Source organism: Hymenobacter crusticola, assembly GCF_002154225.1.
GTDB lineage: Bacteria > Bacteroidota > Bacteroidia > Cytophagales > Hymenobacteraceae > Hymenobacter > Hymenobacter crusticola.
In genome coordinates this window covers 560,823-583,776 of sequence record NZ_MTSE01000003.1, presented here as the reverse complement: position 1 = coordinate 583,776, position 22,954 = coordinate 560,823, and the positions used below count along the sequence as shown (strand labels likewise).

The window sequence follows — 22,954 nt, the reverse complement described above, 5'->3', positions numbered from 1 at the left end:
CTAGGTCTAGGACCTAGCTTTCTTTCTAATTATGATTCTAGAATTTACTCAACCAAAAAATGAAGGTTCTGTCGCTTTTCGGGCTACTTGCACTGTCCTCTTTTGTTTCCTCTTCCAAAGAAGATGAGTTGACCATCAATAAGATGCAGGTGATTGGCTCCCACAACAGCTACAAGCAGCCCATTGATCCTAAGCTGTTCAGCCTCTTGCAGAAAAGCGATTCGGCGAGCATGAGCCGGATCGACTACAGCCACGTGTCGCTGACGGAGCAGTTGGCGCTGGGGCTAGGCAACCTGGAAATTGACGTGTACGCCGACGCGCAAGGAGGGAAGTATGCTCACCCCAAAGGCCTCGATTGGGCGCCCGGCCAACCGCCCTACGATGCAGAGGGCGTGATGAAGCAGCCGGGCTTTAAAGTGTTTCACATTCAGGATATTGACTTTCGCAGCAACTGCCCCACGTTTAAGCTGTGCTTGCAGGAGCTCAAGCGCTGGTCGGTAGCGCACCCCGATCATCCGCCCGTGTACATCACCATGAACGCCAAGAGTGAGCCCATCAACAAGCCAGGCTTCACGGTGCCGGAGCCGTTCACCGCCGCCGTATTCGACCAGCTCGACCAGGAAATTTTGGACAACCTAGGGCGGGAGTACGTGCTGATGCCCGACCAGGTCCGGGGCAAGTACGCCACCCTGGAAAGTGCCGTGCTGCACCAGAACTGGCCCACGCTCAAACAGGCGCGGGGCAAGTACGTGTTCATTTTGGATGAAGTGGGGGAGAAAAGAGCTGCTTACATCACCGGGCACCCCTCCTTGAAGGGCCGCGTGCTCTTCACCAATTCGGCGCCCGGCACGCCCGAGGCCGCTATCCATATCCTCAACAACGCCAAGCAAGAGCAGGCCGCCATCCGGGCGCTGGTGCAGAAGGGCTATATCATCCGCACGCGCGCCGACAGCGACACGCAGGAGGCACGCCGCAACGACAAAAGTAGCTTTGAGGCGGCCATGCAATCTGGCGCCCAAATCATCAGCACCGATTTCTACCGCAAAAGCACCCACTTCAAATCCGACTACGCGGTGAGCTTTCCGGGCGGCAAGTACATGCGAGTAGACCCGGTATTTGAGAAAAACAGCGCTGGCAAACAGCAATAGGCAGAGCATGCGAACCGTAGTGCACTGTCTGTTAGCGGGTTTCCTAGGTCTGGCGTTGGCCCGCGGGGCGGCCGCGCAATCCCTTACCATCACGAAGAAAGGCCACATCCCGGCCGATAGCTTGTTTAAGCTGGTGTACGTGCCCATCGACGTGCCAGCCGGCACGGCAGCGCTGCGGGTGAAGGAAACGTACTCGCAGCAAGGCAAAAACGTCTTGAACCTAGGTATCTACGGGCCGGAAGGGCACGCGCTAGGCAACACGGCCGGGTTTCGGGGCTGGTCGGGCGGGGCCAAAACGGAGTTTTTCCTCAACGCCCAGGAGGCCTCCACGGGCTACATACCGGGCAAGATTAAGCCCGGCACTTGGTACATCTTGATTTATCCCTCCACCATTTTGCCCGCGGGAATTGATTGGGAGCTCGCCGTGTCGTTGGTGCCGGGCGCCGACAAGCCGCCTTACCAGCCGCAGTTCGCGCCGGCCGCAGTAAACAACCGACCCGGCTGGTACCGTGGCGACTTGCATATGCACACGCTCCACTCCGACGGCAAGCGCACCCAGCAGGAGCTGGTAAATGAAGCCGTGGCCCAGAAGCTGGATTTCATCATTTCAACGGAGCACAACACCAACAGCGCCAACCTAGGTTGGGGCAAGTACGCGCCCAAAGACCTGCTCATCATCAACGGGGAGGAAGTCACGACCACGGCGTTCGGCCACTGGAATGCCCTTGGCCTAGGTGCCACCACGCTCATCGACTGGCGCTACACGCCCCAACAGCAGGTCGTGACGAAGTACCTCGCGCAGGTGCACGCCGACAGTGGCCTGGCCATTATCAACCACGCTTTCTACACGAAGGATAGCACCAATGGCTTCGGCTTCGACGTGCGGGCATTTGATGGCATAGAAGTGTGGAATGGCAAGTGGGACAACCTAGATGAGCTAGCCCTGCGCTGGTGGGACGGCCTCTTGCGGGCCGGTACCGCCAAGCTCGCCGTGGCCGACAGCGATACGCACACCGCGGCGCCTTCCCCCAACCAGCTGGGCCGGCCGCAAACGGTGGTGAAAGCCAAGAGTTTGTCGCGGAGCGGTATCATGCAAGGACTCAGGGCGGGCAAAGCCTACCTCGTGGCCGATCAGGCTATTACCCTAGCCCTGACGGCCAAAGCCGGCCGAGCAACGGCAGAAATCGGAGACAAGTTGCCGGCGGCCGGCCAGGACGTGCAGCTCACGGTTTCCCTCCGGAATGCGCCGGCCGGAGTCGTTACGCTGCACGGCGATAAGGGCGAAGTAGCGCCCAAGAAAGTGGCCACGGGCAGTACGGCCGTGCTGCGCTGGATTATCAAAGCCGGTGCCACCAAGTACGTGCGGGTGGAAGTACGCACGCCGCAGGGCGACATGATTGCCCTCACAAATCCTATCTGGCTGACCTAGCTTGGCCGCAGGCAAGCCCAAACGAAGTACGGGCGGTTACTCGCCTTCATAACACCATGTTTAAGAACACCCGAAACCTATCCCTGCTGCTGGGCATCGCCTGGACGGCCAGCCTGATGAGTATGACCAGCTGCCGCAGCCCTGCCGTGCTAAGTCAATCGACCAAGCGCCCCGCTGCGGTGGGTGCCCCGCTGCCTATTGCCAGCCTCACCCAAGGCGTGTGGCTCAAGGGCGACTTGCATGTGCATTCCCGGCATAGCACGGAGTCGACCAACAACCCTATTGCCAAGATCATCGCCTTTTCCAAGGCGGTTGGTATCGATTATCTCTGCATCACCGACCACGACAACCACGTCAAGGGCGACGTCGCGCATCATACCTGGGCTGATCCGGAGTTCACCTCCGATGCGGTGCTGCTGCTGTACGGCGCCGAATGGACCACCACGCGCGGCCACGGCAATGTGTTCTCCGCCAAGCCCTATGATCATCAGCGGTTGTATGATGTGCGCGATCAGCGCGACGTAGCAATTGGCGCCGTGAAGAAAGACCTAGGTATTCACCTGTCGGCCAACCATCCGAGCGGGAAAGACCATTTCGGCTATTCTTATGACATGCTCGAATCGCTGGAAGTGTGGAATTCAGTGCTGTGGGCGAACAACGCGAATGCCATCATGATTTGGGACGATATGCTCTCCTCGGGGCGCAAGCTGACGGGCCGGGGCGGTAGCGACGCGCATCATGGCGTCCCCGACACCCCCGACAAAACAACGGAGAACAGCAAGCAAGCGAAGGCAAACTACGTGGGTACCCCAACGACTTGGGTGTTTGCCACCGCCCGTACGTCGCAAGCTGTAGTCGATGCCCTCACGAACGGGCGGGTTTCGGTTAGCACAAACCCCTTTGCCCCGCGGGTCGAGTTCTACGCCGACCTCGACCAAGATGGCACCATGGACATGATGATGGGCGACAACACCAAGGCCACGGGCCAGGCCGTCAAGTTCCGGGTGCAGTTAACCGGCAACACCGTTTCCGAAGGGGCTTATACAGTCAGCGTGGTGAAGAATGGCGGTAAGCTCGGTACCTTCCCCGCAACCGGCCCGACGCCCACTGCCGAGTTCACGGATACGCCCGCAACCGATGGCCGGACCTACTACCGGGTTGTAGTCGAAGGGCCACCAACGGCCTACCCGCAGGTTCCCGAATCAGCCGCGCTAAGCGGCAACATGGTGGGCCTTTCGAACCCGATCTACTTCAATTTCGACCCAAATTTTTGATCACGGCTGCGCACCAAAATACGTGCGCAGTGGCAGCACGAACTACACTGAAAGGCAAGCGCTAAGGACGAAGTTTAGTGAAAACCAACTTGGTACGGCACGCCGGGTTTGATGATGATGGAGGCTTGAGCCGCTGATTGCAGCCAGCAATCAGGGCTAGCTTCTTGTGCTTTCGCTTGGGGAAGGCTTGCTAGGTCGTGTTTTTCAAGGGGCGGTGTAACACCCAGAAAGTGACGAGCCCGAGCGCTCCTACCCCTACGCAGACCCCGAACCAGAGCAGGATATTGTAGTGGTCTGTAAGCGCCCGATAACCCGCTGTGTACAGAAAAAGCACTAGGCCCACCACCTCCCACACGCTGTGTTCAGAAACGGCGGCAGCCGGCAGGCTAAGCACAGGTTGATTGACCACGACGCGCAGTCTGTTCCAGTCCCAGACGAGGAGCCCTAGGGTGGCCAGCAGCATGGCTCCGGTAATGACGTGGGTATAGCCAAACGCGTACGAAATCGTAATCACGTAAATGTTGGCTATAACAGGCAAGAACAGCAGCGCACCCAGCAAGGCGTAGCGCTGGGTCATGAGCAGCAAGCCGGCCACCAGCTGAGCGACGCCCAGAAACTGCCAATACAGCCCCGATTGGTACATCGTCTCGAAGAAGTGCTGCGGGCTATGAAAAGGAGACCCCGCTCCCGGTACCATCGTGAAGCGTTGGCCTTTGATCTTTACCACACTGGCAAACACGAAAGTGCCCCCAAGTAAGTAGCGCGTATAAATAACGGCGAGTTGTAGCCCTATATGTTGCTTCCAAGCCAATAGCTGCCTCATCGTGAATGCGGGGTGGGAAAAGGAGCAGCAAAGTAGCGCTAAAAGGCAGGACAATCAACGGCGCTAGTTACGGCGCCTCACGCTTTACGTAGATACCTGAGCCGTCGAAGAATTGCTTGTTGGTGAGCTGCCCACCGAGCTCCGGGCTTATCAGGGTAAAGGTTTGCGCGAATGCGCTGGTGCTTAGCAAAGCCGATGCAGCCAGGGTTGCTGCCATATTCTTCATCGGTTGGGTTAGCACTGTTGATGCATGGCGTTTGAACAGCACAAAATTACCTGGACCCGTAAGGCCGAATCATCGCAAAAAGGCCAAAAAGTGTTGCTGAAAGTTCAATTGTACTGCCCATTGTTTTGGGCATAATGCTAGGCTGAAAGCAGGCGCAGCACAAGGCTACTGCTTTCTCTATCCCCAAATATTTAGCAGGACAGCGAAGCGCTTATGGCAGTACTGCCGGTTTTTGCGCTAGCAAGTAGGCAATCCGTTCCTGCTGGTGCAAGGTGTCGGCCCGCAGGGTCAGGGCTTTACCCGTGAAGCATTGGTACGTCACGGCAGGGTGGCCGGCAGCTCCCGGCTCTATGCGCAGCAGTTCGAGCGATTGTAGTGCGCCGGGAATGCGGGCCCCAAACCAGTTGGGGTCGGCTTGCTGCCGCCAGGTGACCAGGGCTAGAACTTCGCCCGGCTGCGCGGCGCTGGTGCCCCCTAGGGCAGCTTGGCGGGCTAAGTCGTTGCCGTACAAGGTAGCCGTGGTAGCCTGCCGGCGGTTGACGAATGTGGAAAGAACCCGTAGGTCTAGCTTATTGAAATCGAAGGAGGCAGGTAACGAGGCGGCTTCGTTGAGTTGGCCGGCTGGCACCTGTGGCTGGCTACAGGCGCTCAATGCCAGCAGGCCCACGAGGGCGATGGTCGGGACTTGCATGCGGGCTAGTGCTTGAGGGGTTGGGTAAATACGAAGTCGTTGTTCTTCATCGGCTGGTGGCAATGAATGCACTCGGTGGTGAAGAGGGCGTCTTTGCCGTAGGGCACCAGCTCCGGCGTTTTGAATCGCGCCCAGCCCCAGCCTTTAGTAGCGGCGTACTTCTGGTCATCCTTGAGCATGTATTCTACCTGCTTGAAGGCGCCGGGGCGCACGTTGCCCTGGGCATCGGCTAGCTGGTCCCAGGCCACTTTGGCGAAGGCCGTGCCGTTGGGCCAGGGGTTGATGTGCTTGTCGCGAATGGCTTTGACGGCCACCGCGTTGCCAAATACCACGCGCATCGTGCCGTTGTCAAAACGCTCGGTGGTGCTGATGGCCTGCCAGTTTTTGTAGTCGGGCAGGTAGGCGATGCCGTTGGGTGCGACGGGAACAGTGGCAGGCACGGCCTGAGTTGGTTGCCAGTGCCGGTACTGCCGGTCGGCCGCGTTGCGTTTGGCCGTATCAGCGGGCGGGTTCTTGGCTAGGCTCGCCACGTACTGCTTGAGCACGGTCACGTCCTGGGCCGACAGCTTGGCCGCTGGGTGTACCAGGGTGTAGTCGGTGCGCGGCATGGCCCCCGCAATGATTTGATTGACCGACTCCCAGAGCTTCGCTTTCTGATCGGCAGGAGGTAGGCTTTGCCAGGTGGAAAAATTCAACCCCGCCCGGCCTTCCTGCACGTGGTCGGCGACCTGCCAGGACACGGGCGCGACTTTATCGAACCAGCGCAGGTTGGTTTGGTTGGAGTGGCAGTCGTAACACGCGCGCTGCACGATGCTTTTTACAGCCACCGGCGCCTGAAAATCGCCCGTCACGGGCGGGTTTTCCAGCGGCGGATGTATAAACTGGATGCTCACGAAGGCAGCCCCAAACAGAGCGCCGGCGGGCAACAATAATCGACGGAAGCTGGCCGCTGCGCTCATCTTAAGCTGGCAGGTAAAGTGGTGTTTGACATAGAGTTCCTAGCGTATGGCTGTTAACCAGGTAAGAGGGAGAGCAGCCTAGGGGCAGGCAGAGGTACTGCTCAAAAACGTCAACAGCTTGCTGGATTTCTACCAGTTCCTTTACCTAGATGGTATACGACCGCCTTTGCAACTGCTTGACAGTCAAACTTACGGACAGCGGTAAGGAGCTGCTAGGCCCCGTTGGTCAGTTGGCCTTATGCGGCTCTGAACTGGCCTTACTAGTCCTTTTTGGACGCTGATGCTGGCTAAGCCGATAACAGAAGAATACCCTAGGTGGCTATTAAAAATCCTCGTCGAGCGAGAAGGTATTGGCAGCGCGCGTGCTCATGACGCCGGCTTTCTGGTAGTCGCCCACGCGCTTCTCGAAGAAGTTGGTTTTGCCCTGCACCGAAATCATTTCCATGAAGTCGAAGGGGTTAGCCGCGTTATAAATCTTAGCGCACCCGAGCGACACCAGCAGCCGGTCGGCTACAAACTCGATGTACTGCGACATGGTGCGCGCATTCATGCCGATGAGGCTCACGGGCAGCGCCTCCGTCACAAACTCCTGCTCGATAAGGACTGCATCGCGGATGATTTCCTGCACCTGGGCTTCAGGCAATTTGTTTTGCAAGTAGCTGTAAAGCAAGCAGGCAAAGTCACAGTGGAGCCCTTCATCGCGTGCAATCAGCTCGTTGCTGAACGTGAGGCCGGGCATCAAGCCGCGCTTTTTGAGCCAAAAGATGGAGCAGAACGAGCCCGAGAAGAAGATGCCTTCCACGGCGGCGAAGGCAATGAGGCGCTCGGCAAAGTTCTCGGAGTTAATCCAGGTCAAGGCCCACTGGCCTTTGCGCTGCACGGCGGGCACCGTTTCGAGGGCGTTGAAGAGGTAGTCCTTCTCCTTGGGGTCTTTGATGTAGGTATCAATCAGCAGCGAATAGGTCTCACTGTGAATGTTTTCCATCATAATCTGGAAGCCATAGAAGCAGCGCGCCTCGGGCATCTGCACTTCCTGCATGAAGTTGATGGCCAGGTTTTCATTCACGATGCCATCGGAGGCCGCGAAGAAAGCTAGCACATGCTTGATGAAATGGCGCTCATTGTCATGCAGGCCGTTCCAGTCTTGCTGGTCCTGGCCTAGGTCGATTTCTTCGGCAGCCCAGAACGAGGCTTCAGCTTTCTTGTAGAACTCCCACACCTGCGGGTTTTGGATGGGGAAAAGGACAAAGCGGTTGGGGTTTTCGGCAAGTAGAGGCTCCATTTTGGTCGCTATATAAAGGGGATATTTACTAGGCTGGCAGCCCAGCAATAGGGGTAGTAAAGGTCGAAGCCGTGACCAAGCGTTGAGCGGTGGCCACGGCTTCGCTACCTAGGTTGTGGCGCTACTCGCTCCAGGGGGAGTTGAGCACCAGGTCGCAGAAATTGGAGCTCGTGTAGCCGGGGATGAAGCGCTCGGCCACGTCGGCCTTGATGTTGCCGAAAGTCGTTTCGGGCTTGTGAGCAAAGCCGCCGAAGAACGTTTGTAAGATGTTGTCTTTGAAGCCCGTGCGTGGGAACGCCACCAGCACTTCCTGGCGCTGCTCGGCCGAGAGGTGCTCGTAGCCGTCACCCATCACGTCGAGGCCTACGCCCGAATACAGCAGGGCCACTTCGGGCTCTTTCCACTCGGCCACGCCGATGGTGGTGTGCAGGGCAATGGCGTCCCACACGACCTGCGCATCGTGGGCCGGGATGCCGTGCGACTGCAAGAAGCTGCGCGCCGCGTCGGCCCCGTCGACCTCAAAGCGCTTGTGCTTGCTGCAATAGTGCTTCGTCAGGCCTAGGTCGTGAAAAACGGCACTCACATAGAGCAGTTCCGGGTCAAAACTGACCTTAGCCCGCTCGCCGTTCAGCACGCCGTACACGAACACGCGCAGCGAATGGTTGTAGAGAAACTCGGTGCCGTGGTCGAGCAGCAGCTCGGTGGCCTGCTGAGCCAGGGCAGAATCGGGCAGGCGCACGCCAGCGACGTGCGTTAAAGTGGTCTTAGCCATCAGGTTAAAAGGAAAATGAGGTGAATTGAAAAGGCAAGCAGGTGCCAACCCACTCGTAAGTGGAGCAGGGCGTGGTCGTAAGCTGAGGGGTAGGAGGGGGCGCTACCCTAGGCTGCGCGGCCGAGCAGGCGCTGAAGCTGGCGCGGGTCGCGGAAGCCGCAGCGCTCGGCAATGGCTTGGCGCGTCAGGCTGGAAGTAGCCACGAGCGTGCGGGCTGCCTCGGTACGGATTTTGGTCGAGAAATCGTTGATGGTCAGCCCGGTGTGCTGGCGAAACAGGCGCGTGAGGTTACGTGGGCTGCTGTTGGCTACTTCGGCTAGCACTTCGAGGGTCGGGTTTTCGGCTAGGTGGTCGAGCAGGTAATCCTGGGCTAGGTGCACGCCGGGGTGCAGGTGGTTGCGATGGTCGAGGTACACGCTCACTTGCCCGTGCAGGCCGTTGCGGCGGTAATAGAGCACCAGCCGGCGGCTGACTTTGTAGGTCAAGAGGGGCCCAAAACGCTCTTCGACGAGGGCCAGCGCTAGGTCGATGCCCGCCGCAATGCCGGCGCTGGAGTACACGCCCCGGTCGTGCACAAAGAGCCGGTCGGCCAGCACCCGGCTCTCGGGGAAGGCCTGTTGCAAGGCGCCCACCTGCTGCCAGTGGGTGGTGCAGGACCGCCCATTTAGCAGGCCCGCTGCGCCCAATAAAAAAGCGCCCGTGCACACCGAACACAGTCTTACCCCCCGCTCGGGCAGGGCCTGCAGCCAAGCGTAGAACTCCGGATAATCATCGGCCGTCGTCGGCAATGCCGCATCGGCTAGGCCGGGCACGAGGACCAAGTCACCGGCGTGGAGCATCATCGTCGAAAAGTGAGGCACCGTCGCAAACGCCAGCCCGGCCGAACTGCCCGCCTGCGCTTGGTACTGCACGTAAGCTAGCTCCACGGGGGCTCCTTGGGCGCGGGCTTCCTCAAACACCTGGACGGGCCCGGCCAAATCCAGCAGGGTACATTGATCAGGGATAACAAAGACGATAGTGGCCATAAGCGAGCGATGAGGATACAAATGTCCGATCTTCAGTCGCTGCACCCAAGGTCAATAGTCGGACATTTTCGGCCAACCTCTTCCTAGCTAGCAGCTCTTGAGTTCTTGGGGGTAGTTCCTTCACCTGTTAGCTATGGCGCACGATTCTGTATACAAAAGCCAGCAACTTGGTACTAATCGTGGCCCTTATGGTCGGATGGAACATCCTATCTACGCCAGGCGTAGTAACTGCACCCTCCTCCATCAGTTCGGCGGTCCCAGAGGCACTGGAATTCGCAAATGGGCTAGCTTCATCGGATAACTTTGGGCTTACGGCGGGCACGGTGGATAGGGTATTTTACACCACCAAATCGCCCAAACTCCTTGGTTGTTCCTAGCTTTAGGCAGTGGGGCTAGGCTCATGGTCTTGACCCGCAGCCGCTGGGGGAGTGGCCAACGCCCCGCACTGGCTGCACCTGTACCGAGGGCAGGACCGTTTAATAACTAATTGTCGCATGAAAATAGAAGACGCCATCCAACAGCCCCAGTTCACTAATGCGCAGCAACGGGCGGGGATGAACGTGATTTTTACGGCTAACTGGCTTTCTAACCAGTATGCCGCGGCCCTGAAACCAATTGGCTTATCCTTGCAGCAGCTCAACGTGCTGACTATTCTGAAAGGTCAACCGGGCCACACGGCTCCGGTTAACTTGATCCGAGACCGTCTCATTGACCGCATGCCCAATGTATCGCGGCTGCTAAACAAGCTTATGGAGAAAGGCCTGGTACAAAAAGACCGCACCCTGTCCGACCAGCGGGTGGTCCACATTAGGCTGACTGCCCAGGGGGAGCAGGTTGCCGAGCAAGGCAGGACCCTTTTTCAATCCGTGGCCTATTCGCTGACCGATGACCAGGCTCAGTTGCTCAACGATTTACTGACACAGTTGCAAAGCTGATTTTTTTCGCTAATTATAATCCATGGACTATAAACCCATGGATATGTTTCAACATCACACCAGACACCAGATGCTCCAGACCAACGTGATTATCCTGAAAACCCGGCCCGTTGGGCTGCCGAAGGTGAGTGACTTCCAACTCACAACCGAAGAAGTACCCGCCTTGCGCGCCGGCGAAGTTTTGCTAAAAGCAGTTTATATCTCCGTCGACCCGTACCTGCGCGGTAAGATGTCGGGCACCAAGGTGCCCCGCTTTGAGGTAGGGCAAGCCATTGCTTCTAAGGTAATTGCCGAAGTGGTGGACTCGAACAATGACAACTTTAGTCAGGGAGAATTTGTCAGCCACTACCTCGACTGGAAGGAGTATCAGCTATCTGACGGCATGGGCCTGGTAAAAGTCGATGCAACGGCCGCACCCCTGACTACAGCCCTAGGGGTGTTGGGAATTACGGGCCTCTCTGCCTACTTCGCGCTGCTCGATATTGGCCAGCCCAAAGTCGGCGAGACGCTGGTAGTGTCGGGGGCTGCCGGGGCCGTGGGCAGCATTGCCGGCCAGCTTGGCAAGCTAATGGGCTGCCGCGTGGTAGGCCTGGTAGGCACGGACGAAAAAGCGGCGCTCATCACGAGCAAGTTTGGGTTTGATGAGGCCATCAACTACCGCACTACGCCCGACCTACCAGCCGCCCTCGCCGCGGCGTGCCCCCAAGGCGTCGATATCTACTTTGATAACGTGGGCGGCCCCATTTCTGACGCCGTACTGGCCAGCCTCAACCCCTACGGTCGCGTGGCTGCGTGCGGGGCCATCGCCAACTATAATGATACCGAACCCGCGTTGAGCCCCAGCATGCTACCCCTGGTAGTATACAAGTTTCTAACCATTCGCGGCTTCCTGATTGCCGACTACGCCGCCCGGTTTCCGGAGGGCTTGGCCCAACTGGCCTTATGGCTCAAGCAAGGCAAGCTGACCTATGCCGAAACCATCGTGCAGGGCTTTGACCGGCTGCCGGAGGCCTTTATTGGATTGTTTGCGGGGCAAAACGAAGGCAAAATGATTGTCAAAATCTAGATTCAATCTAGACCTAACCCTGGTGCTACTGCAATGTAGACAAGCGAACTACCCGCTCCTTAAGTAGAATTTCCGGATCCACGCGCCGCGGCTTCATCGGAATGGGCTGGCTAGGCGGCTGGGGCTGCATCCAGGCGGCGTACTGGTCGGTCACAGGTTGGCCGCTCAAGGCGTGTAGCCGCGCCAGCAGGTGGGCGTCGTTTTGGTGAAAATCGTCTAGTGTCAGTTGGCCGGCCTCATAATAGGAGCGTATCAGTCCACGTAAAAAACGGTTGGCCGATTGGCTTTGCGCGCCCGCAAAATAGTGTTCGGTGAGGTAAGCGTACTGTTGGCTAAACCAGCAGGCGTGTTCAGCGCTGCTGACGACGATACGGCCTTCGTGCACACGCAGGCCATCCAAAAACCAGGCAACATCGCCGGCTGAGAGCATACCTAGCTGGCGCAAGTCGCGCAGCGTGTAGTCGATGCGGTCGGCCGCTAGGTCGGGTAGGGGCTGCTCGAGCAGGCTATACTGGTCGAGGTCGAGAAAATCCTGGTAGCGAAAGTGGTAGCGGGCCAGCGCCGCCTGAATCTCAGGGTGCGCCAGTACTGCTTCGTAGCGCTGCTCGTGGTAGTCCTCGCCAGCCAACTCCAGCACGTAGTCAATTAGGTGCGAGAAAGCCGTGTGCGACACATCATGCAGCAAGCCTGCGAGCTGTTCGCGCAAGCTGCCCCCAGGCGCCCAATGAGCAGCATTACGCCCACCGAGTGGTCGAAGCGCGTGTGATGAATAGCGGGATTAGCTAGCACGATGGCCCCACCCTGGCGAATGCCACGCAGCCGCTGAATGGGAGCCGTGTGCAGCAGGTCGGTGATGGCGGCGGGTAGTTCCACGGGGCCATAGAGCGTATCCTCGTAGTGCATCGTTAGCGGAATTAAGAGTTGCCGAGCGGACAAAGGTCTGGATAGTTACCTGTTGGGGTTAGGATTGGGTACGTGAAAACGGTGGTGGCACGTGCTGCCGCGACGTTAATCTGTATCACAACTTCCTCCTTTTGTATCAGACTAGCCCCTGCCTGCTGCCGGAATTTTGTGTCATCACCTCACCCCCTAAAAACTAGATGGCAAAGACAATCTTCATCACCGGCGCTTCCCGCGGATTTGGCAAAATTTGGGCGGAAGCCTTTTTAAAACGTGGCGATAAAGTGGCTGCTACTTCTCGCAACGTAACCGGCCTGCAAGACCTAGCCGATGCGTATGGCGCCGCCTTCCTACCCCTGGCCCTCGACATCACCGACCGCGCGCAGTGCCTGGCTGCCGTGCAGCAAGCCCACAACCAGTTCGGCGCGCTCGACGTGGTGATAAACAACGCAGGCTACGGGTTATTCGGAGCCGTAGAGGAGCTAAGCGAGCAGGCCGTGCACGACATCATCGACGCTAACCTCCTAGGTACGCTCTGGGTAACACAGGCGGCCCTGCCTATCATGCGGGCCCAAGGTAGCGGGCGTATCATTCAGCTGTCCAGCGTGTTAGGTATTACCAGCTCGCCGGGCTCCAGCATCTACAGCGCCACCAAATTTGCTGTGGAGGGCCTGAGTGAAGCCCTCTACCACGAAGTCAAAGGCTTCGGCATTCATGTCACGCTAGTCGAGCCCAACGTCTTCAAAACAGACTTTGGTGGTGCCTCCGCCGTGCACAGCCAAGCTATTGCCGCCTACGACCAGGTGAAAGCCTCGCTCTATGCCCTGCCCGCTTTCCAGCCCGACAACTACGGCGAGCCGCTGGCGACCGTGCCCGCCATCCTGAAGCTGGTTGATGCCGAGAACCCGCCGCTACGCCTGTTTATGGGGCGGGCCGCCTACCCCTGGGCGCAGCAAGTGTACGCCGAGCGCCTCGCCAGTTGGGCCGAGTGGCAGCCCGTGGCCGAGCAGGCGCACGGCTAGGGCAACTAACTCTAGCTGGAGCACTTTGTACGCGCGAAAACGGCTTCTATTCTGACCTAGGGTAGGAGCCGTTTTTGCTATCTTTCATCTATTGGCCTGTTACGGACCCCGACCATGAAGCACTTTAAAAGCATCAGCGAGTTTCACCGCGCCTGTGGGTATCCGCCGCCCGCGCATCCGTTGTTGAGTTTGCTCACGTGCCAGCAGCTGCTCCACTGCTCGTTTGGCGAGGCGCCGCTCACTACGGATTTCTATATGATAAGCTTTCGCAAAATGAAGGCTGGCGGCCGGTTCCTGTACGGCAAAACCAACTACGACCACGAGGCGGGCGCACTCTCCTTTGTAAAGCCTCGGCAGGTAATGGAAATCATGGACTTGCAGCTCATCGAAATGGCCTTCGTGGTCATCATTCACGAAGACTACCTGCTCGGGCACGCCCTGCACGGCGAGATAAAGAAGTACAGCTTCTTCGACTACGAAGTCAACGAGGCCCTGCACCTAGCTCCGCGCGAGGAGCAGATACTCTGGGAACTGTACCACCAAATTGGCTTCGAATACGGCAACAACCAGGACGAGTACAGCCGCGACATCATCCTGACGCACCTAGCGTCGATGCTCAAGTACTCGCAACGCTTCTACAAGCGCCAGTTTCTTAACCGCGCCCACCTCTCGGGCAGCATGGTGGCCCGGTTTACGGACTTGCTGACAGCTTATTTTGAGCAGGGGCAACTCCAAGAACAGGGGTTGCCAACGGTGAAATACCTAGCCGATAAATTGAACACCTCACCCCGCTACCTCACCGACTTGCTCAAGCAGGAAACGGGTAAAACGGCGCTCGACCACCTCCATTTGTTCCTGCTGGGCGAAGCCAAAAACCTGCTCATCAGCACCGACAACACCATTGCCCAAACCGCCTACCAACTTGGCTTCGAAAACCCGCCCTACTTCACGCGGCTCTTCAAAAAGGTAGTCGGCCTCACGCCGCACGAGTACCGTGCCCAGTTCCTGAATTGAATATTCAGCCTTTGCTGACGACCTAGGGTAAGGTTAGGCGTGCAAACACTGCGTGTGATTAAGACACGTTCAGTAAATCTTCACCTGTACTGGCGGACGTTTGCTCGCGTGCTGTATTCGCAGTAAGCACGGCGTTAAACTGGTGGGCTTCCTGCTAGGCTTTCACCGGGCCGACGCGTTGCAGCCGCGCTATTTCATTTCCCAGCTCAACTACCGGGGCCTCAGCCTAGGTAAGAAGTTGATGCAAAAATTTCTCGCCTTTATGTACGCAAAACACGACCAGGAGCCCTACCTCTGGACCGCCCGGGAGCAAAGGACAGCCATTGCCTTACACCACCGCTGTGGGTTTCAGCTAACCGAGGAAAAGAACTCGGTGGCTTTTGATAAAGAACTTGTCGAGCAGCGCTACGACCTGCTGCTAACTGCCTCAAGGGGATTCTAGTCATGCTTAAAACTTGGCATCTTGCGGCCTTCGACGGGTTAGAATTTGTGCAGTCGGCGGGCATCACGCAGGCGCTACCCCCTCATTTTCACGAAGCGTACTCTATTGGCCTAGCCACCCATGGCGTGCAGCGCCTGCACACGGAAGCGCAAAATCTGCTGGCCGGCCCCGGCTCGCTGCTGCTCGCTAGCCCCTACCAAGTGCTAGCGCACGCCCCGCTGCCCGGCACCGAATGGGCGCACAAGATGCTGCACATCAGCCCCGATGCTATCCGTTACTGGCAGCGCCAAGGCTACATCCCGCGCCAGCACGCGCTAACGTTTGCCGCTCCGGTTGCCGACTTTCCGGCCTGGGCAGCCCGCTACGAAGCCCTGCACCAGCAGGCCGGCTCGCTCTCGGAGGCGGCCCTAGGGCAGCTGCTCGGGGCGCTATTTACCGCGTCCTCCGACGACGCGCTGCCCACGCCCGCGCCGCTGCGCCAACTGGTGCAGGACGTGCAGGACTACCTGCACGAAGCTCGCCAGCACAAGCTTTCGCTGGAGGCGCTAGCTCAGCGTTTTGGCCTGGATAAGTATAAGCTGATTCGCTTGTTCAGCCGCTTCACGGGCGTGACACCAAATAAGTACCTCACCATTCTGCGCGTCGAGCAAGCCAAAAATCTGCTTGCAGCCGGCCACCCGCTGGTCGATGTGGCCTTGGAAGCCGGCTTCTACGACCAGAGCCATTTCGCCCGCTATTTCCAAGCCTATACGGGCCTGACGCCGGGCAGCTACCAGGCCAATTGCAATATTGTACAAGACTAAGCGGTCCGTCCGCTCGGAAGTTTGTGCTGCATTAGCCAGTACGCCACGCTAGGTGCTGCCCCGTCAAAAAGGCCCTTCTAGGACCGTGGGCACCCTGGCCGGTGGCCTGGCACTTACGAGCAGTTTAGTAGATATGAAGCAGTCTTTTTGGTTTTTCGGCGCGCACGTCAGCATTCTGGCTGATGAGCAAGCCACCAACGGGTTATACGACCTCGTTGAGGGCGATTTTGCGGCCGGCTCCGCTACCCCCTGGCACGTGCACCAGGCCTACGCCGAGGAAATCTACGCGCTTAGCGGCGAGCTAACGGTACTCACCAAAGGCCGGGCCACGGTGCTGCGGGCAGGGGAGAAGGCCGTGGTGCCGCCCGGCGTGGCGCACCGGGTAGTCGGCTTTTCGGCCGGCACCGCCCGCGCCCTCACCATTGCCTCGCCCAGCGGCTTTGCCCGCCTCATCAAGACCCTGGGCGTGTCCGCCGAAGTGGGCAGCAAGCCCGCCGGCGCCCCCAGCCTAATAAAAGCCGCCCAAGCCATGGCCGCCGTCGGCGACGAAGTGCTAGGCGTGCCTGGCTTCCTAATGGGGGTAGCCAAGTGGTGCGATGACTTCATCGCCAAGGCTGCCTAAGGCCACCCTATCATCAGTTTTCACCATTTATTTTTTACAGACCACCTCATGCAACAGGCATTTTGGCTTCTAGGCACGCATGTGCAAATCTTGGCCGACCACAAAGACACGTCGGGCCGCTACGACCTAATCGAAGGCACGTTCCTACCGAACGTAGCTACCCCCCTGCACCGTCACACCACCTACTCCGAGCAGCTCTACGTGCTGGAAGGCGAGTTTATGGTACACACCGAATCGGGCGTGGTGGTGCTGAAGCCCTGCGACAGTTATTACATCCCACAGGGCACGGCGCATGCCGTGGTAAGCGGACCGGCCGGCGCCCGCGGACTCGTCGTGGCGTCGCCCAGCGGCTTTGCGCGGCTCATTCAGGAGGCCGGCACCCCCGCCGAGTCTAGCAGTGTTCCGCCTACCACCCCGCCCAATATGGAAGCTTTCGGCCGGGCTTCGCAGGAAATAGGCGACGAGCTGGTAGGTCCGCCGCCAGCGGTAGGGTAGTACCCTCGCTAGCCAGTACAAAAAGGGCTGCCGTTGCGTAACGGCAGCCCTTATCTAGGGGTGCACAAAAGCTGGGTGAACTCGTGGCGAGAGAGTACTACGCTTATCTAACTAGCTAGATGGACTTTGCGCGCTGTTTAACAAGGCCGAACCTAGGTGCTATGGGGTACTCAATACGCCGACTTACCTGCAAAATAGCCAACTTACTTCCCAGCGGTCCGCAGCGCCTCTTCGGCTGACCCGTGAGGTAACGGCCCCTGCGTGCGGAAGGCACTCTCGGATAAACCCTAAAGCTGGAGGCGCAAAATGACGCATGACAGCAAATAGGAACGACTGAGTACAATTGAGGTACTATGTGCCGGTTGAAAGCAGTAGACGCTACCAAAATATGTTGTGCTAATACTTTGATAAATAAGTAATTAATTCTTTGGCTGCGCCAGATAAGAGGCTTACTTTTAAGAAGTTCAACTAAGCTGTTTATGCGCCAGCCGACTAGCTTCTCTTATTCTGCCGCTACCAGCCGGGGCAGTGCAGCGCGTGCGGGCACAGGCAGCCTGCGCAACCCGCTACAGGCACAAATAGACCGCAGCCCCCGACAGGTAAGCCAGCGGCAAAAAGTAGCTGGCCTGCACCAGATGACGCTGCAGCGCAAAGGCGGCCTGCCTGATAATCTGCGGGCCTCTATGGAAAAGCTTTCCGGCCTGTCGCTCGATGGCGTGAAGGTGCACTACAACTCCCGCAAGCCGGCGCAAGTAAACGCCCACGCCTACGCCCAAGGCACCGACATCTACCTAGGTCCCGGCCAAGAGCGGCATCTGCCGCACGAAGCCTGGCATGTGGTACAACAAAAGCAGGGCCGCGTGCGCCCCACTATGCAGGTAAATGGCATGGCCGTGAACGACAACCCTAGCCTGGAGCGCGAAGCCGACCTTATGGGCATGCGCGCCAGTCGCTGACCCTGCCCCATATCGGCTTACTTCCTACCCTAGCCCATGCCCCCGATGAAAAAGCAAGCGTCGCCCGTTCCCACTCCCCGCGCCGCCGCGCTGTCGCAGTCGGCTAGCCAGTATGCGGCGGGGGCTGCCTCCGCTTGGCAAAACATTGCCGGCAACAGTTCCCGCTTGGCCGATGCCAACCGCCGTGCTAACGGGCCTGGCTACGCTCCCCTAGCTCCCGGGCAGGCTGCCCCGCCGGAAGCACCCAATCGCCGCCTCACTGCCCCCAGTCGTACTACACGGGCCCCTGGGCAGCGGCCCGAGCCGCAAGAAACCATTCGGCAGGTAGGCTGGCGCGAAGTAGACCGAGCCGTGGGCATGAGTACAAAGCGTAAGTACAACCTGTTTGGTATTGGGTTTGGGCCGAAGGTGCCGGTGTTTGAGACCGAGAAAGTGAAGTTGCCGGTGTACCAGGAAACCGACCGAAACAAGCGCTACTACGCTGCGGTGAAGCAGGAGAACGTGGCCCGCATCAAGCGTGAGGGTTTTGAGCCGGAGTTTGGCGCCATTAGCGCTGCCGCACCAAAAACTGTCGGGCAGTTTAATTCCCAGGGCCACATTTACTTCTTCAGTAATGAAATCAGCGCCAGGGATTATGGGCAGAAAAATATCGATGGAGATTACGCCGTGGTGGAATTCGTGATGCCCGAGTATCAGGAGTGCATGCCTAATTCCGAAGGCGAATTTAGCGCCGCCAAGTTATACACGGCACAAAGCATTGCAGCAGGGTGCATCACACGAATAAAGTAAAGCATAAAGAAAGATGAAAACGTACGCCAAACTAAGCCAGTCTACTACTCGTTCGCAGGCCAGTACACTGCAAGCAAAGCGTAGCCAGAATAGTAACGCTATCATTAACAATCGCCCTGGTAGTGCCCGACAGCGCCAGTTACAAACTATTGTCGCTGGGCAATCAATTCAGCAAAAACAATGGGGTGCCCGCATGAACAAGATGACTGCTCCTGCTCAACTAATGTTATGTGGTGAGGCGGTTACGGATAGCAACGTGGCACCGCTGGCTAAGTGGCAGCATAATGAAAATACTACTGTTCGGCTCGAAGCAGGGAAAGATGATGTAGGTGCTGACAGGAGTTGGAAATTGATTTTAGCAGTGAATGGTACTGATAAGGGCACTATCAGTCTTTTTTATCGCGCAAACGAAAAAACATTCAAGCCTGATAATCTGGAAGTACCAAGCTCTAGTGATAGGGATAAAGGCTATGGGATGATACTAAGTAAGTATGCGATTAAGGCAATAAATGATGTTGATGATATAAAGGCAATTAGAATACAGTCAAGTAAATTAGAGTTGAATTTGATGAATCCCATCAGCGCGTACATATCTATGAAGGAACTGTTTTCCTTCTATAATGGGCCCGAGTCTGAGGAACACGCGTCTGGACTTGACGGACAAGTAGATATTGGGCAAGCGGCACTCGCTACTTTCAAGAGTAGCGGTGAAAAATCAAAAGGATTTGATGTGGAGAAGTTTCCTTTATTCTGGGCTAAACTGGTTTCACTAGCAGAAAACAACAACGTAATATTCCATAATGCGGCGCTTAATGATAGAAATTACACTAAAGAAAACGCATTGGCAATGCTCCAGCTCATGGCAAGGGCCAACATAAGAGCCGTAAAGGGATTTGGTCTCAACGTAGAAGCTAGTATGAACCCATCAACACAGACGGTAAATACTGACATGGTAGATTTGGCGCTAATGTAGAGGCTGGTATGAACAACCTTTGCGTAAAATTCTGATAAGTAATATCAAGCTCACCAGCCGGACTAGGATTAAACAACGCTTACTACCATTGGTGGCTTACTACCGCCTCTCCGTCTCTTTTTCCACTTCCTCTAGGGTCTTTCCTTCCTTATAAAACTCCTTCTTCAACCCCGTCAGAATATCATCTTGCTTAATAGCCCGCTTATTCTGCGCCGCCGCCAGCACGCAAAAGCGTAGCACGTTAACAATAGCCCCACCCGCGATGCTGTACTTCTCGGCCAGGGTCTCAAAGTCGACGTCTTTGGCCAGGTCGTAGGGACCACTAAAGGCTTGCTTCCACAGTCGCGCCCGACGCGTAGCATTAGGAGCCGGGAAGTGAATGATGGATTGAAAGCGCCGAGCAAAGGCGTCGTCGATGTTGTCTTTCAGGTTGGTGGCTAGGATAATGACGCCTGGAAAATCTTCGATGCGCTGGAGCAGGTAGGCTACTTCCTGGTTGGCGTGGCGGTCGTTGGAGGAATTGGTTTCGGAGCGCTTGCCGAATAGGGCGTCGGCCTCGTCGAAGAAGAGTATCCAGCGGCGGTTCTGGGCCATGTCGAATACGCGGCCTAGGTTCTTTTCCGTTTCGCCGATGTACTTCGACACCACCATCGAGAGGTCAATCTTGTAGACATCGAGGCCAGTAGAGTGGCCCAGCAGGCCGGCCGTGAGCGATTTGCCCGTGCCGGGTGGGCCGTAGAACAGCGCGCGGTAGCCGGGCTTAAGGTACTTTTTAAGGTGGGCATCGCCCAGGATGGTATCGCCGTGTTCAATCCAGGCCTTTATTTCCATGATTTCGCTCATAATCTGGAAATCCACTACTAGGTCGTCCCACTGCATGGTGGTGCGCACTAGGCTGGCCGGAAAGTCGGGGCTAAAGTTGGGCTTGCTCTGCTCACCGGTCGTGAGGTAGGCCACGTAGTCGGGGGTGAGGGCCAGCGGGCCGCTGAGGGCGGGCTCTTCCGCCTCGGCCACGCCCAGCTGTAAAATGTTCCGCCGAAACAGGGCCGACTCGTGCAGCAGGTGGGTTTGGAGGCTGATGCGCCGGGGTAGGTCGTCGCCGGCCAGCAGGAACAGGGCTGTTTCGCCGGTGGGCAGAAAGCCGCCGTGGTTCTTGCCTTTTATTCCTCCAAACTCGGTGAAGCCTCGGTCGTAGGCGGTGTTGCGCACGAAGAAGTAGTCCAGCAGCTGCGGCCGCACGTGGGGCGCCAGCGCCAGTATCATCACCAGCCGGTCGGCTAGGTCTAGGCTGTGTTCGCGCACTAGTTGGGCGTAGGGGGAGGTGTCGGCGCTGAGTTCGGGCAGGGGTACTTCCTCAATGCTTTCGTAGTCGCAATCCGTCTGGAAGTACAGCTTGAGGCGGGTATCAATGATGAGCTCTAGCCAGACCAGCTCGGCGTGAATGGTCTGGCTGTTCGCCTCAATAGCCGATGATTCCATAGGGATAGATTTGACAGGTAGTACTGGATGGATGAAACAGTTGCCAGCCTAGTTTTCAACCAGAACGGTCGTGCTTCATCTGGCGTCCGACTATCGGAGCATTGCTACTGCTTCATTGAGCTAGCATCACAACGACTGCACATACCTCGGCATGACAACACCACTGCGGTAGAGATGCTTCAACAAGCCGACGTCAGATGAAGCATGACTCTTATAGAGAAATTTACAACAGGAGTAAGCTAGCTATGCTCAGCGTATTCTATGTTGCTGATAGATCCTTTTGCACCTGTTTGATGTGTTGCTGTAGATGTCGAATGCGGCGACGGTTTTGCCAGTACGCCCAGCCGTAACCTAGGCCGAAGCTAGCTAACAGCAACACCGCTATTTCCGTGATGGCCACGTAAGGGTCGAGCGGATTCATGGGTGTGGGGTGGAGTAGGTTACATGATTAGATCAGTGAGGGCACCCCGGCGCAGTTGTTCCTGAAAGGTGCGCAGGTCCTGCCAGCGGTTGGCCGCCGCTAGGCGGGCCTGTGCAGGCCATGTGGCGGGGTCGTAGAGGTAGTTCACGGGGCCGTTTTCGGTGAGCAGGAGCTGGATGGTCCAGGTAGATACCTGCCCTAGCTGGCTGAACGTGTGAATACCGTTTTGCTGGAGCAGGTGCTTCACCGCCGTCGTGATGCCGAGTATTTCTTCTAGGTCGTTGCTGCCGTTCTGCTCGTTCTGCAGGAGCGGCGCTACCAGCGGCTCCTGCCGTTTGGCCAGTTGCTGCTGTAGCTTCTGCGCTAGCTGTTGCTGCCGCTGCCGGAAAACGGCTTGCCCGACGCCGTAGGCAAATAAGGCGGTGCCAAGTAGCATCAAAACATGCAGTGGCGTAGCGTAGGGAAGGTGATGCGGGTTCAGGTCAAACATGAGCACTAGGGGCGAAGCGCAAGGGAGACGCGCCGATTCGCCAGACGCCCTGCTGGCGTCCGGTTGGGTGCAATGGGGCTTGCGGCCCCGCGCTGTACCATCTGAATTTGCGCGGCCCGAACACCTAGCGTAAGTAGGCGCGCTTTGACCTCAGTGGCCCGGGCCAGCGCCATGTCCAGGTTCCAGGCCATCAATCCGAGCGAATCGGTGTGCGCAGTGGTCAGCAGCAAGGCCTTGGGGTGCGCGCGCAGGTAAGCCGCTGCTGCCGTCACAAAGCGTTCAGTATGCGGTGTGTGTAGGTAATGAATACTGCCTAGGGGAAAATACAACTCCATCGGGCGCCATAGCGTGCTGTAGCGCTGCGCGTTGGCTAGCTGCTGCACCGTAACGGGCGCCGCGGCTAGTGGTAGCGCGCCCGGATCGAGCGAGAATATTAGTGCGTTCGTTGAGTCGTCTGCAAATCGGAGCGCATCGTCGCGTCGGCTGCGGAGGTGCAACTGTCTGGGGAGGGCACCTAGCTTTTGCAGATAAGCTGCCACTGCTCCCGCGCGCGCCCGACCTAGGTCGGGCACAATGGTAGCCACGGCTTCGCTACCGGCATACGCTCCGGTTATGGTTAGCTCATCGCCTGGGTGCGCGCGCAAGTAAGCAGCAGCCCGCGCCAGCGAAGGAACGGCCGACGGCGCTAGCACTAGGTCGTTGCGGGCAAACAAAGCCCCCGGCAGCAGCAACTGCCACCGAGGACCCTTCATGACCTGAACAGGCGCTAATCGGGCCGTTTCGGGCCAGCCGATACGCTTGATGTATACCACGTGCGTCACGACTGACCCGCTTACCCAAAAGCCTAGCAACCACCACAGCAGTGCTTTACTCATGCAAGTGAAAAACCAAGCGAATGGATAGTGGCCACGCTAGCTA

At 57.7% G+C, this 22,954-nt stretch carries 27 protein-coding genes; 14 read left to right on the top strand and 13 right to left on the bottom strand.

The features are described 5' to 3' along the window. Positions 1–59 precede the first annotated feature (59 nt). From BXP70_RS08710 to BXP70_RS08700, 3 genes are read left to right on the top strand one after another with little or no spacing between them, the layout of a single operon-like run. Positions 60–1,148: a phosphatidylinositol-specific phospholipase C1-like protein gene (locus BXP70_RS08710; protein ID WP_086593642.1), complete on the top strand. Its 1,089-nt coding sequence runs from the start codon at positions 60–62 to the stop codon at positions 1,146–1,148. A gap of 7 nt (positions 1,149–1,155) precedes the next feature. Continuing rightward, a complete protein-coding gene (locus tag BXP70_RS08705) occupies positions 1,156–2,577 on the top strand; it encodes a CehA/McbA family metallohydrolase (RefSeq protein WP_086593641.1) in 1,422 nt (473 codons plus the stop codon). A gap of 56 nt (positions 2,578–2,633) precedes the next feature. After that, entirely contained in the window at positions 2,634–3,851 is a 1,218-nt protein-coding gene (locus BXP70_RS08700) for a CehA/McbA family metallohydrolase (protein WP_086593640.1), read from the top strand. 190 nt (positions 3,852–4,041) lie between these two features. Here the strand turns inward: BXP70_RS08700 and BXP70_RS08695 are convergent, their stop codons facing one another. From BXP70_RS08695 to BXP70_RS08670, 7 genes are all read right to left on the bottom strand, one after another. Then, positions 4,042–4,674 (bottom strand): hypothetical protein, encoded by a 633-nt coding sequence (locus BXP70_RS08695; protein WP_086593639.1) that lies wholly within the window; start codon positions 4,672–4,674, stop codon positions 4,042–4,044. Positions 4,675–4,741: 67 nt separating this feature from the next. Next, positions 4,742–4,891 carry a hypothetical protein gene (locus tag BXP70_RS29860; protein WP_179197629.1) on the bottom strand — a complete coding sequence of 50 codons (150 nt, stop codon included), beginning with the start codon at positions 4,889–4,891 and terminating at the stop codon, positions 4,742–4,744. Positions 4,892–5,111: 220 nt separating this feature from the next. Continuing rightward, positions 5,112–5,591, bottom strand: coding sequence for a hypothetical protein (locus tag BXP70_RS08690; RefSeq protein ID WP_086593638.1), 480 nt, complete (start codon positions 5,589–5,591; stop codon positions 5,112–5,114). Between the two features lie 5 nt (positions 5,592–5,596). Beyond that, a complete protein-coding gene (locus tag BXP70_RS08685) occupies positions 5,597–6,550 on the bottom strand; it encodes a heme-binding domain-containing protein (protein WP_086593637.1) in 954 nt (317 codons plus the stop codon). A 322-nt stretch (positions 6,551–6,872) separates the two neighbouring features. Continuing rightward, positions 6,873–7,832, bottom strand: coding sequence for a ribonucleoside-diphosphate reductase small subunit (locus tag BXP70_RS08680; RefSeq protein ID WP_086593636.1), 960 nt, complete (start codon positions 7,830–7,832; stop codon positions 6,873–6,875). A 121-nt stretch (positions 7,833–7,953) separates the two neighbouring features. Then, the gene (locus tag BXP70_RS08675; protein WP_086593635.1) at positions 7,954–8,604 is read right to left on the bottom strand and encodes an HD domain-containing protein; all 651 of its coding nucleotides are present in this window, start codon (positions 8,602–8,604) and stop codon (positions 7,954–7,956) included. Between the two features lie 107 nt (positions 8,605–8,711). After that, positions 8,712–9,629, bottom strand: coding sequence for a GlxA family transcriptional regulator (locus tag BXP70_RS08670; protein WP_086593634.1), 918 nt, complete (start codon positions 9,627–9,629; stop codon positions 8,712–8,714). Between the two features lie 494 nt (positions 9,630–10,123). Between BXP70_RS08670 and BXP70_RS08665 the strand changes: the two genes are divergently transcribed. Next, positions 10,124–10,564 carry a MarR family winged helix-turn-helix transcriptional regulator gene (locus tag BXP70_RS08665; protein ID WP_086593633.1) on the top strand — a complete coding sequence of 147 codons (441 nt, stop codon included), beginning with the start codon at positions 10,124–10,126 and terminating at the stop codon, positions 10,562–10,564. A gap of 22 nt (positions 10,565–10,586) precedes the next feature. Further along, positions 10,587–11,630 (top strand): NADP-dependent oxidoreductase, encoded by a 1,044-nt coding sequence (locus tag BXP70_RS08660; RefSeq protein ID WP_245849565.1) that lies wholly within the window; start codon positions 10,587–10,589, stop codon positions 11,628–11,630. 25 nt (positions 11,631–11,655) lie between these two features. Here the strand turns inward: BXP70_RS08660 and BXP70_RS08655 are convergent, their stop codons facing one another. Next, positions 11,656–12,336 carry an HD domain-containing protein gene (locus BXP70_RS08655; protein WP_143436426.1) on the bottom strand — a complete coding sequence of 227 codons (681 nt, stop codon included), beginning with the start codon at positions 12,334–12,336 and terminating at the stop codon, positions 11,656–11,658. Further along, positions 12,276–12,533, bottom strand: coding sequence for a hypothetical protein (locus BXP70_RS08650; protein WP_086593630.1), 258 nt, complete (start codon positions 12,531–12,533; stop codon positions 12,276–12,278). The genes BXP70_RS08655 and BXP70_RS08650 overlap by 61 nt, the downstream gene beginning before the upstream one ends. A gap of 197 nt (positions 12,534–12,730) precedes the next feature. Between BXP70_RS08650 and BXP70_RS08645 the strand changes: the two genes are divergently transcribed. From BXP70_RS08645 to BXP70_RS08605, 9 genes are all read left to right on the top strand, one after another. After that, entirely contained in the window at positions 12,731–13,552 is an 822-nt protein-coding gene (locus tag BXP70_RS08645; protein WP_086593629.1) for an SDR family NAD(P)-dependent oxidoreductase, read from the top strand. 114 nt (positions 13,553–13,666) lie between these two features. Then, the gene (locus BXP70_RS08640) at positions 13,667–14,566 is read left to right on the top strand and encodes a helix-turn-helix domain-containing protein (RefSeq protein WP_086593628.1); all 900 of its coding nucleotides are present in this window, start codon (positions 13,667–13,669) and stop codon (positions 14,564–14,566) included. 100 nt (positions 14,567–14,666) lie between these two features. After that, positions 14,667–15,008, top strand: a complete 342-nt coding sequence (locus BXP70_RS08635; protein ID WP_262490752.1) for a GNAT family N-acetyltransferase — start codon at positions 14,667–14,669, stop codon at positions 15,006–15,008. A 2-nt stretch (positions 15,009–15,010) separates the two neighbouring features. Continuing rightward, positions 15,011–15,811, top strand: a complete 801-nt coding sequence (locus tag BXP70_RS08630) for a helix-turn-helix transcriptional regulator (protein ID WP_086593626.1) — start codon at positions 15,011–15,013, stop codon at positions 15,809–15,811. A 133-nt stretch (positions 15,812–15,944) separates the two neighbouring features. Continuing rightward, entirely contained in the window at positions 15,945–16,433 is a 489-nt protein-coding gene (locus tag BXP70_RS08625; protein WP_143436424.1) for a cupin domain-containing protein, read from the top strand. 48 nt (positions 16,434–16,481) lie between these two features. Beyond that, positions 16,482–16,928 carry a cupin domain-containing protein gene (locus BXP70_RS08620; protein WP_086593624.1) on the top strand — a complete coding sequence of 149 codons (447 nt, stop codon included), beginning with the start codon at positions 16,482–16,484 and terminating at the stop codon, positions 16,926–16,928. Between the two features lie 479 nt (positions 16,929–17,407). Further along, on the top strand, positions 17,408–17,884 hold the full coding sequence (locus tag BXP70_RS08615; protein ID WP_086593623.1) for an eCIS core domain-containing protein: 477 nt from the start codon (positions 17,408–17,410) through the stop codon (positions 17,882–17,884). 45 nt (positions 17,885–17,929) lie between these two features. Beyond that, on the top strand, positions 17,930–18,673 hold the full coding sequence (locus BXP70_RS08610; protein ID WP_086593622.1) for a hypothetical protein: 744 nt from the start codon (positions 17,930–17,932) through the stop codon (positions 18,671–18,673). Positions 18,674–18,686: 13 nt separating this feature from the next. Then, complete coding sequence (locus BXP70_RS08605; RefSeq protein ID WP_086593621.1) at positions 18,687–19,646, top strand: hypothetical protein; 960 nt, start codon at positions 18,687–18,689, stop codon at positions 19,644–19,646. Positions 19,647–19,745: 99 nt separating this feature from the next. Here the strand turns inward: BXP70_RS08605 and BXP70_RS08600 are convergent, their stop codons facing one another. The 4 genes from BXP70_RS08600 to BXP70_RS08590 all read right to left on the bottom strand — a co-directional run bounded on the left by BXP70_RS08600 (position 19,746) and on the right by BXP70_RS08590 (position 22,911). Further along, positions 19,746–21,125: an ATP-binding protein gene (locus BXP70_RS08600; protein WP_086593620.1), complete on the bottom strand. Its 1,380-nt coding sequence runs from the start codon at positions 21,123–21,125 to the stop codon at positions 19,746–19,748. Positions 21,126–21,384: 259 nt separating this feature from the next. Next, positions 21,385–21,546, bottom strand: coding sequence for a LapA family protein (locus tag BXP70_RS29415; protein WP_143436423.1), 162 nt, complete (start codon positions 21,544–21,546; stop codon positions 21,385–21,387). Positions 21,547–21,565: 19 nt separating this feature from the next. Next, complete coding sequence (locus BXP70_RS08595; RefSeq protein WP_086593619.1) at positions 21,566–22,036, bottom strand: hypothetical protein; 471 nt, start codon at positions 22,034–22,036, stop codon at positions 21,566–21,568. Positions 22,037–22,041: 5 nt separating this feature from the next. Beyond that, positions 22,042–22,911, bottom strand: coding sequence for an OmpA family protein (locus tag BXP70_RS08590; protein WP_086593618.1), 870 nt, complete (start codon positions 22,909–22,911; stop codon positions 22,042–22,044). Between the last annotated feature and the right edge of the window lie 43 nt (positions 22,912–22,954).

Coding starts and splice junctions, on each gene's coding strand:
- BXP70_RS08710 (WP_086593642.1), top strand. CDS start 60: ATGAAGGTTCTGTCGCTTTTCGGGCTACTTGCACTGTCCTCTTTTGTT.
- BXP70_RS08705 (WP_086593641.1), top strand. CDS start 1,156: ATGCGAACCGTAGTGCACTGTCTGTTAGCGGGTTTCCTAGGTCTGGCG.
- BXP70_RS08700 (WP_086593640.1), top strand. CDS start 2,634: ATGTTTAAGAACACCCGAAACCTATCCCTGCTGCTGGGCATCGCCTGG.
- BXP70_RS08695 (WP_086593639.1), bottom strand. CDS start 4,674: ATGAGGCAGCTATTGGCTTGGAAGCAACATATAGGGCTACAACTCGCC.
- BXP70_RS29860 (WP_179197629.1), bottom strand. CDS start 4,891: ATGGCAGCAACCCTGGCTGCATCGGCTTTGCTAAGCACCAGCGCATTC.
- BXP70_RS08690 (WP_086593638.1), bottom strand. CDS start 5,591: ATGCAAGTCCCGACCATCGCCCTCGTGGGCCTGCTGGCATTGAGCGCC.
- BXP70_RS08685 (WP_086593637.1), bottom strand. CDS start 6,550: ATGAGCGCAGCGGCCAGCTTCCGTCGATTATTGTTGCCCGCCGGCGCT.
- BXP70_RS08680 (WP_086593636.1), bottom strand. CDS start 7,832: ATGGAGCCTCTACTTGCCGAAAACCCCAACCGCTTTGTCCTTTTCCCC.
- BXP70_RS08675 (WP_086593635.1), bottom strand. CDS start 8,604: ATGGCTAAGACCACTTTAACGCACGTCGCTGGCGTGCGCCTGCCCGAT.
- BXP70_RS08670 (WP_086593634.1), bottom strand. CDS start 9,629: ATGGCCACTATCGTCTTTGTTATCCCTGATCAATGTACCCTGCTGGAT.
- BXP70_RS08665 (WP_086593633.1), top strand. CDS start 10,124: ATGAAAATAGAAGACGCCATCCAACAGCCCCAGTTCACTAATGCGCAG.
- BXP70_RS08660 (WP_245849565.1), top strand. CDS start 10,587: ATGGACTATAAACCCATGGATATGTTTCAACATCACACCAGACACCAG.
- BXP70_RS08650 (WP_086593630.1), bottom strand. CDS start 12,533: ATGCACTACGAGGATACGCTCTATGGCCCCGTGGAACTACCCGCCGCC.
- BXP70_RS08645 (WP_086593629.1), top strand. CDS start 12,731: ATGGCAAAGACAATCTTCATCACCGGCGCTTCCCGCGGATTTGGCAAA.
- BXP70_RS08640 (WP_086593628.1), top strand. CDS start 13,667: ATGAAGCACTTTAAAAGCATCAGCGAGTTTCACCGCGCCTGTGGGTAT.
- BXP70_RS08630 (WP_086593626.1), top strand. CDS start 15,011: ATGCTTAAAACTTGGCATCTTGCGGCCTTCGACGGGTTAGAATTTGTG.
- BXP70_RS08625 (WP_143436424.1), top strand. CDS start 15,945: ATGAAGCAGTCTTTTTGGTTTTTCGGCGCGCACGTCAGCATTCTGGCT.
- BXP70_RS08620 (WP_086593624.1), top strand. CDS start 16,482: ATGCAACAGGCATTTTGGCTTCTAGGCACGCATGTGCAAATCTTGGCC.
- BXP70_RS08615 (WP_086593623.1), top strand. CDS start 17,408: ATGCGCCAGCCGACTAGCTTCTCTTATTCTGCCGCTACCAGCCGGGGC.
- BXP70_RS08610 (WP_086593622.1), top strand. CDS start 17,930: ATGAAAAAGCAAGCGTCGCCCGTTCCCACTCCCCGCGCCGCCGCGCTG.
- BXP70_RS08605 (WP_086593621.1), top strand. CDS start 18,687: ATGAAAACGTACGCCAAACTAAGCCAGTCTACTACTCGTTCGCAGGCC.
- BXP70_RS08600 (WP_086593620.1), bottom strand. CDS start 21,125: ATGGAATCATCGGCTATTGAGGCGAACAGCCAGACCATTCACGCCGAG.
- BXP70_RS29415 (WP_143436423.1), bottom strand. CDS start 21,546: ATGAATCCGCTCGACCCTTACGTGGCCATCACGGAAATAGCGGTGTTG.
- BXP70_RS08595 (WP_086593619.1), bottom strand. CDS start 22,036: ATGTTTGACCTGAACCCGCATCACCTTCCCTACGCTACGCCACTGCAT.
- BXP70_RS08590 (WP_086593618.1), bottom strand. CDS start 22,911: ATGAGTAAAGCACTGCTGTGGTGGTTGCTAGGCTTTTGGGTAAGCGGG.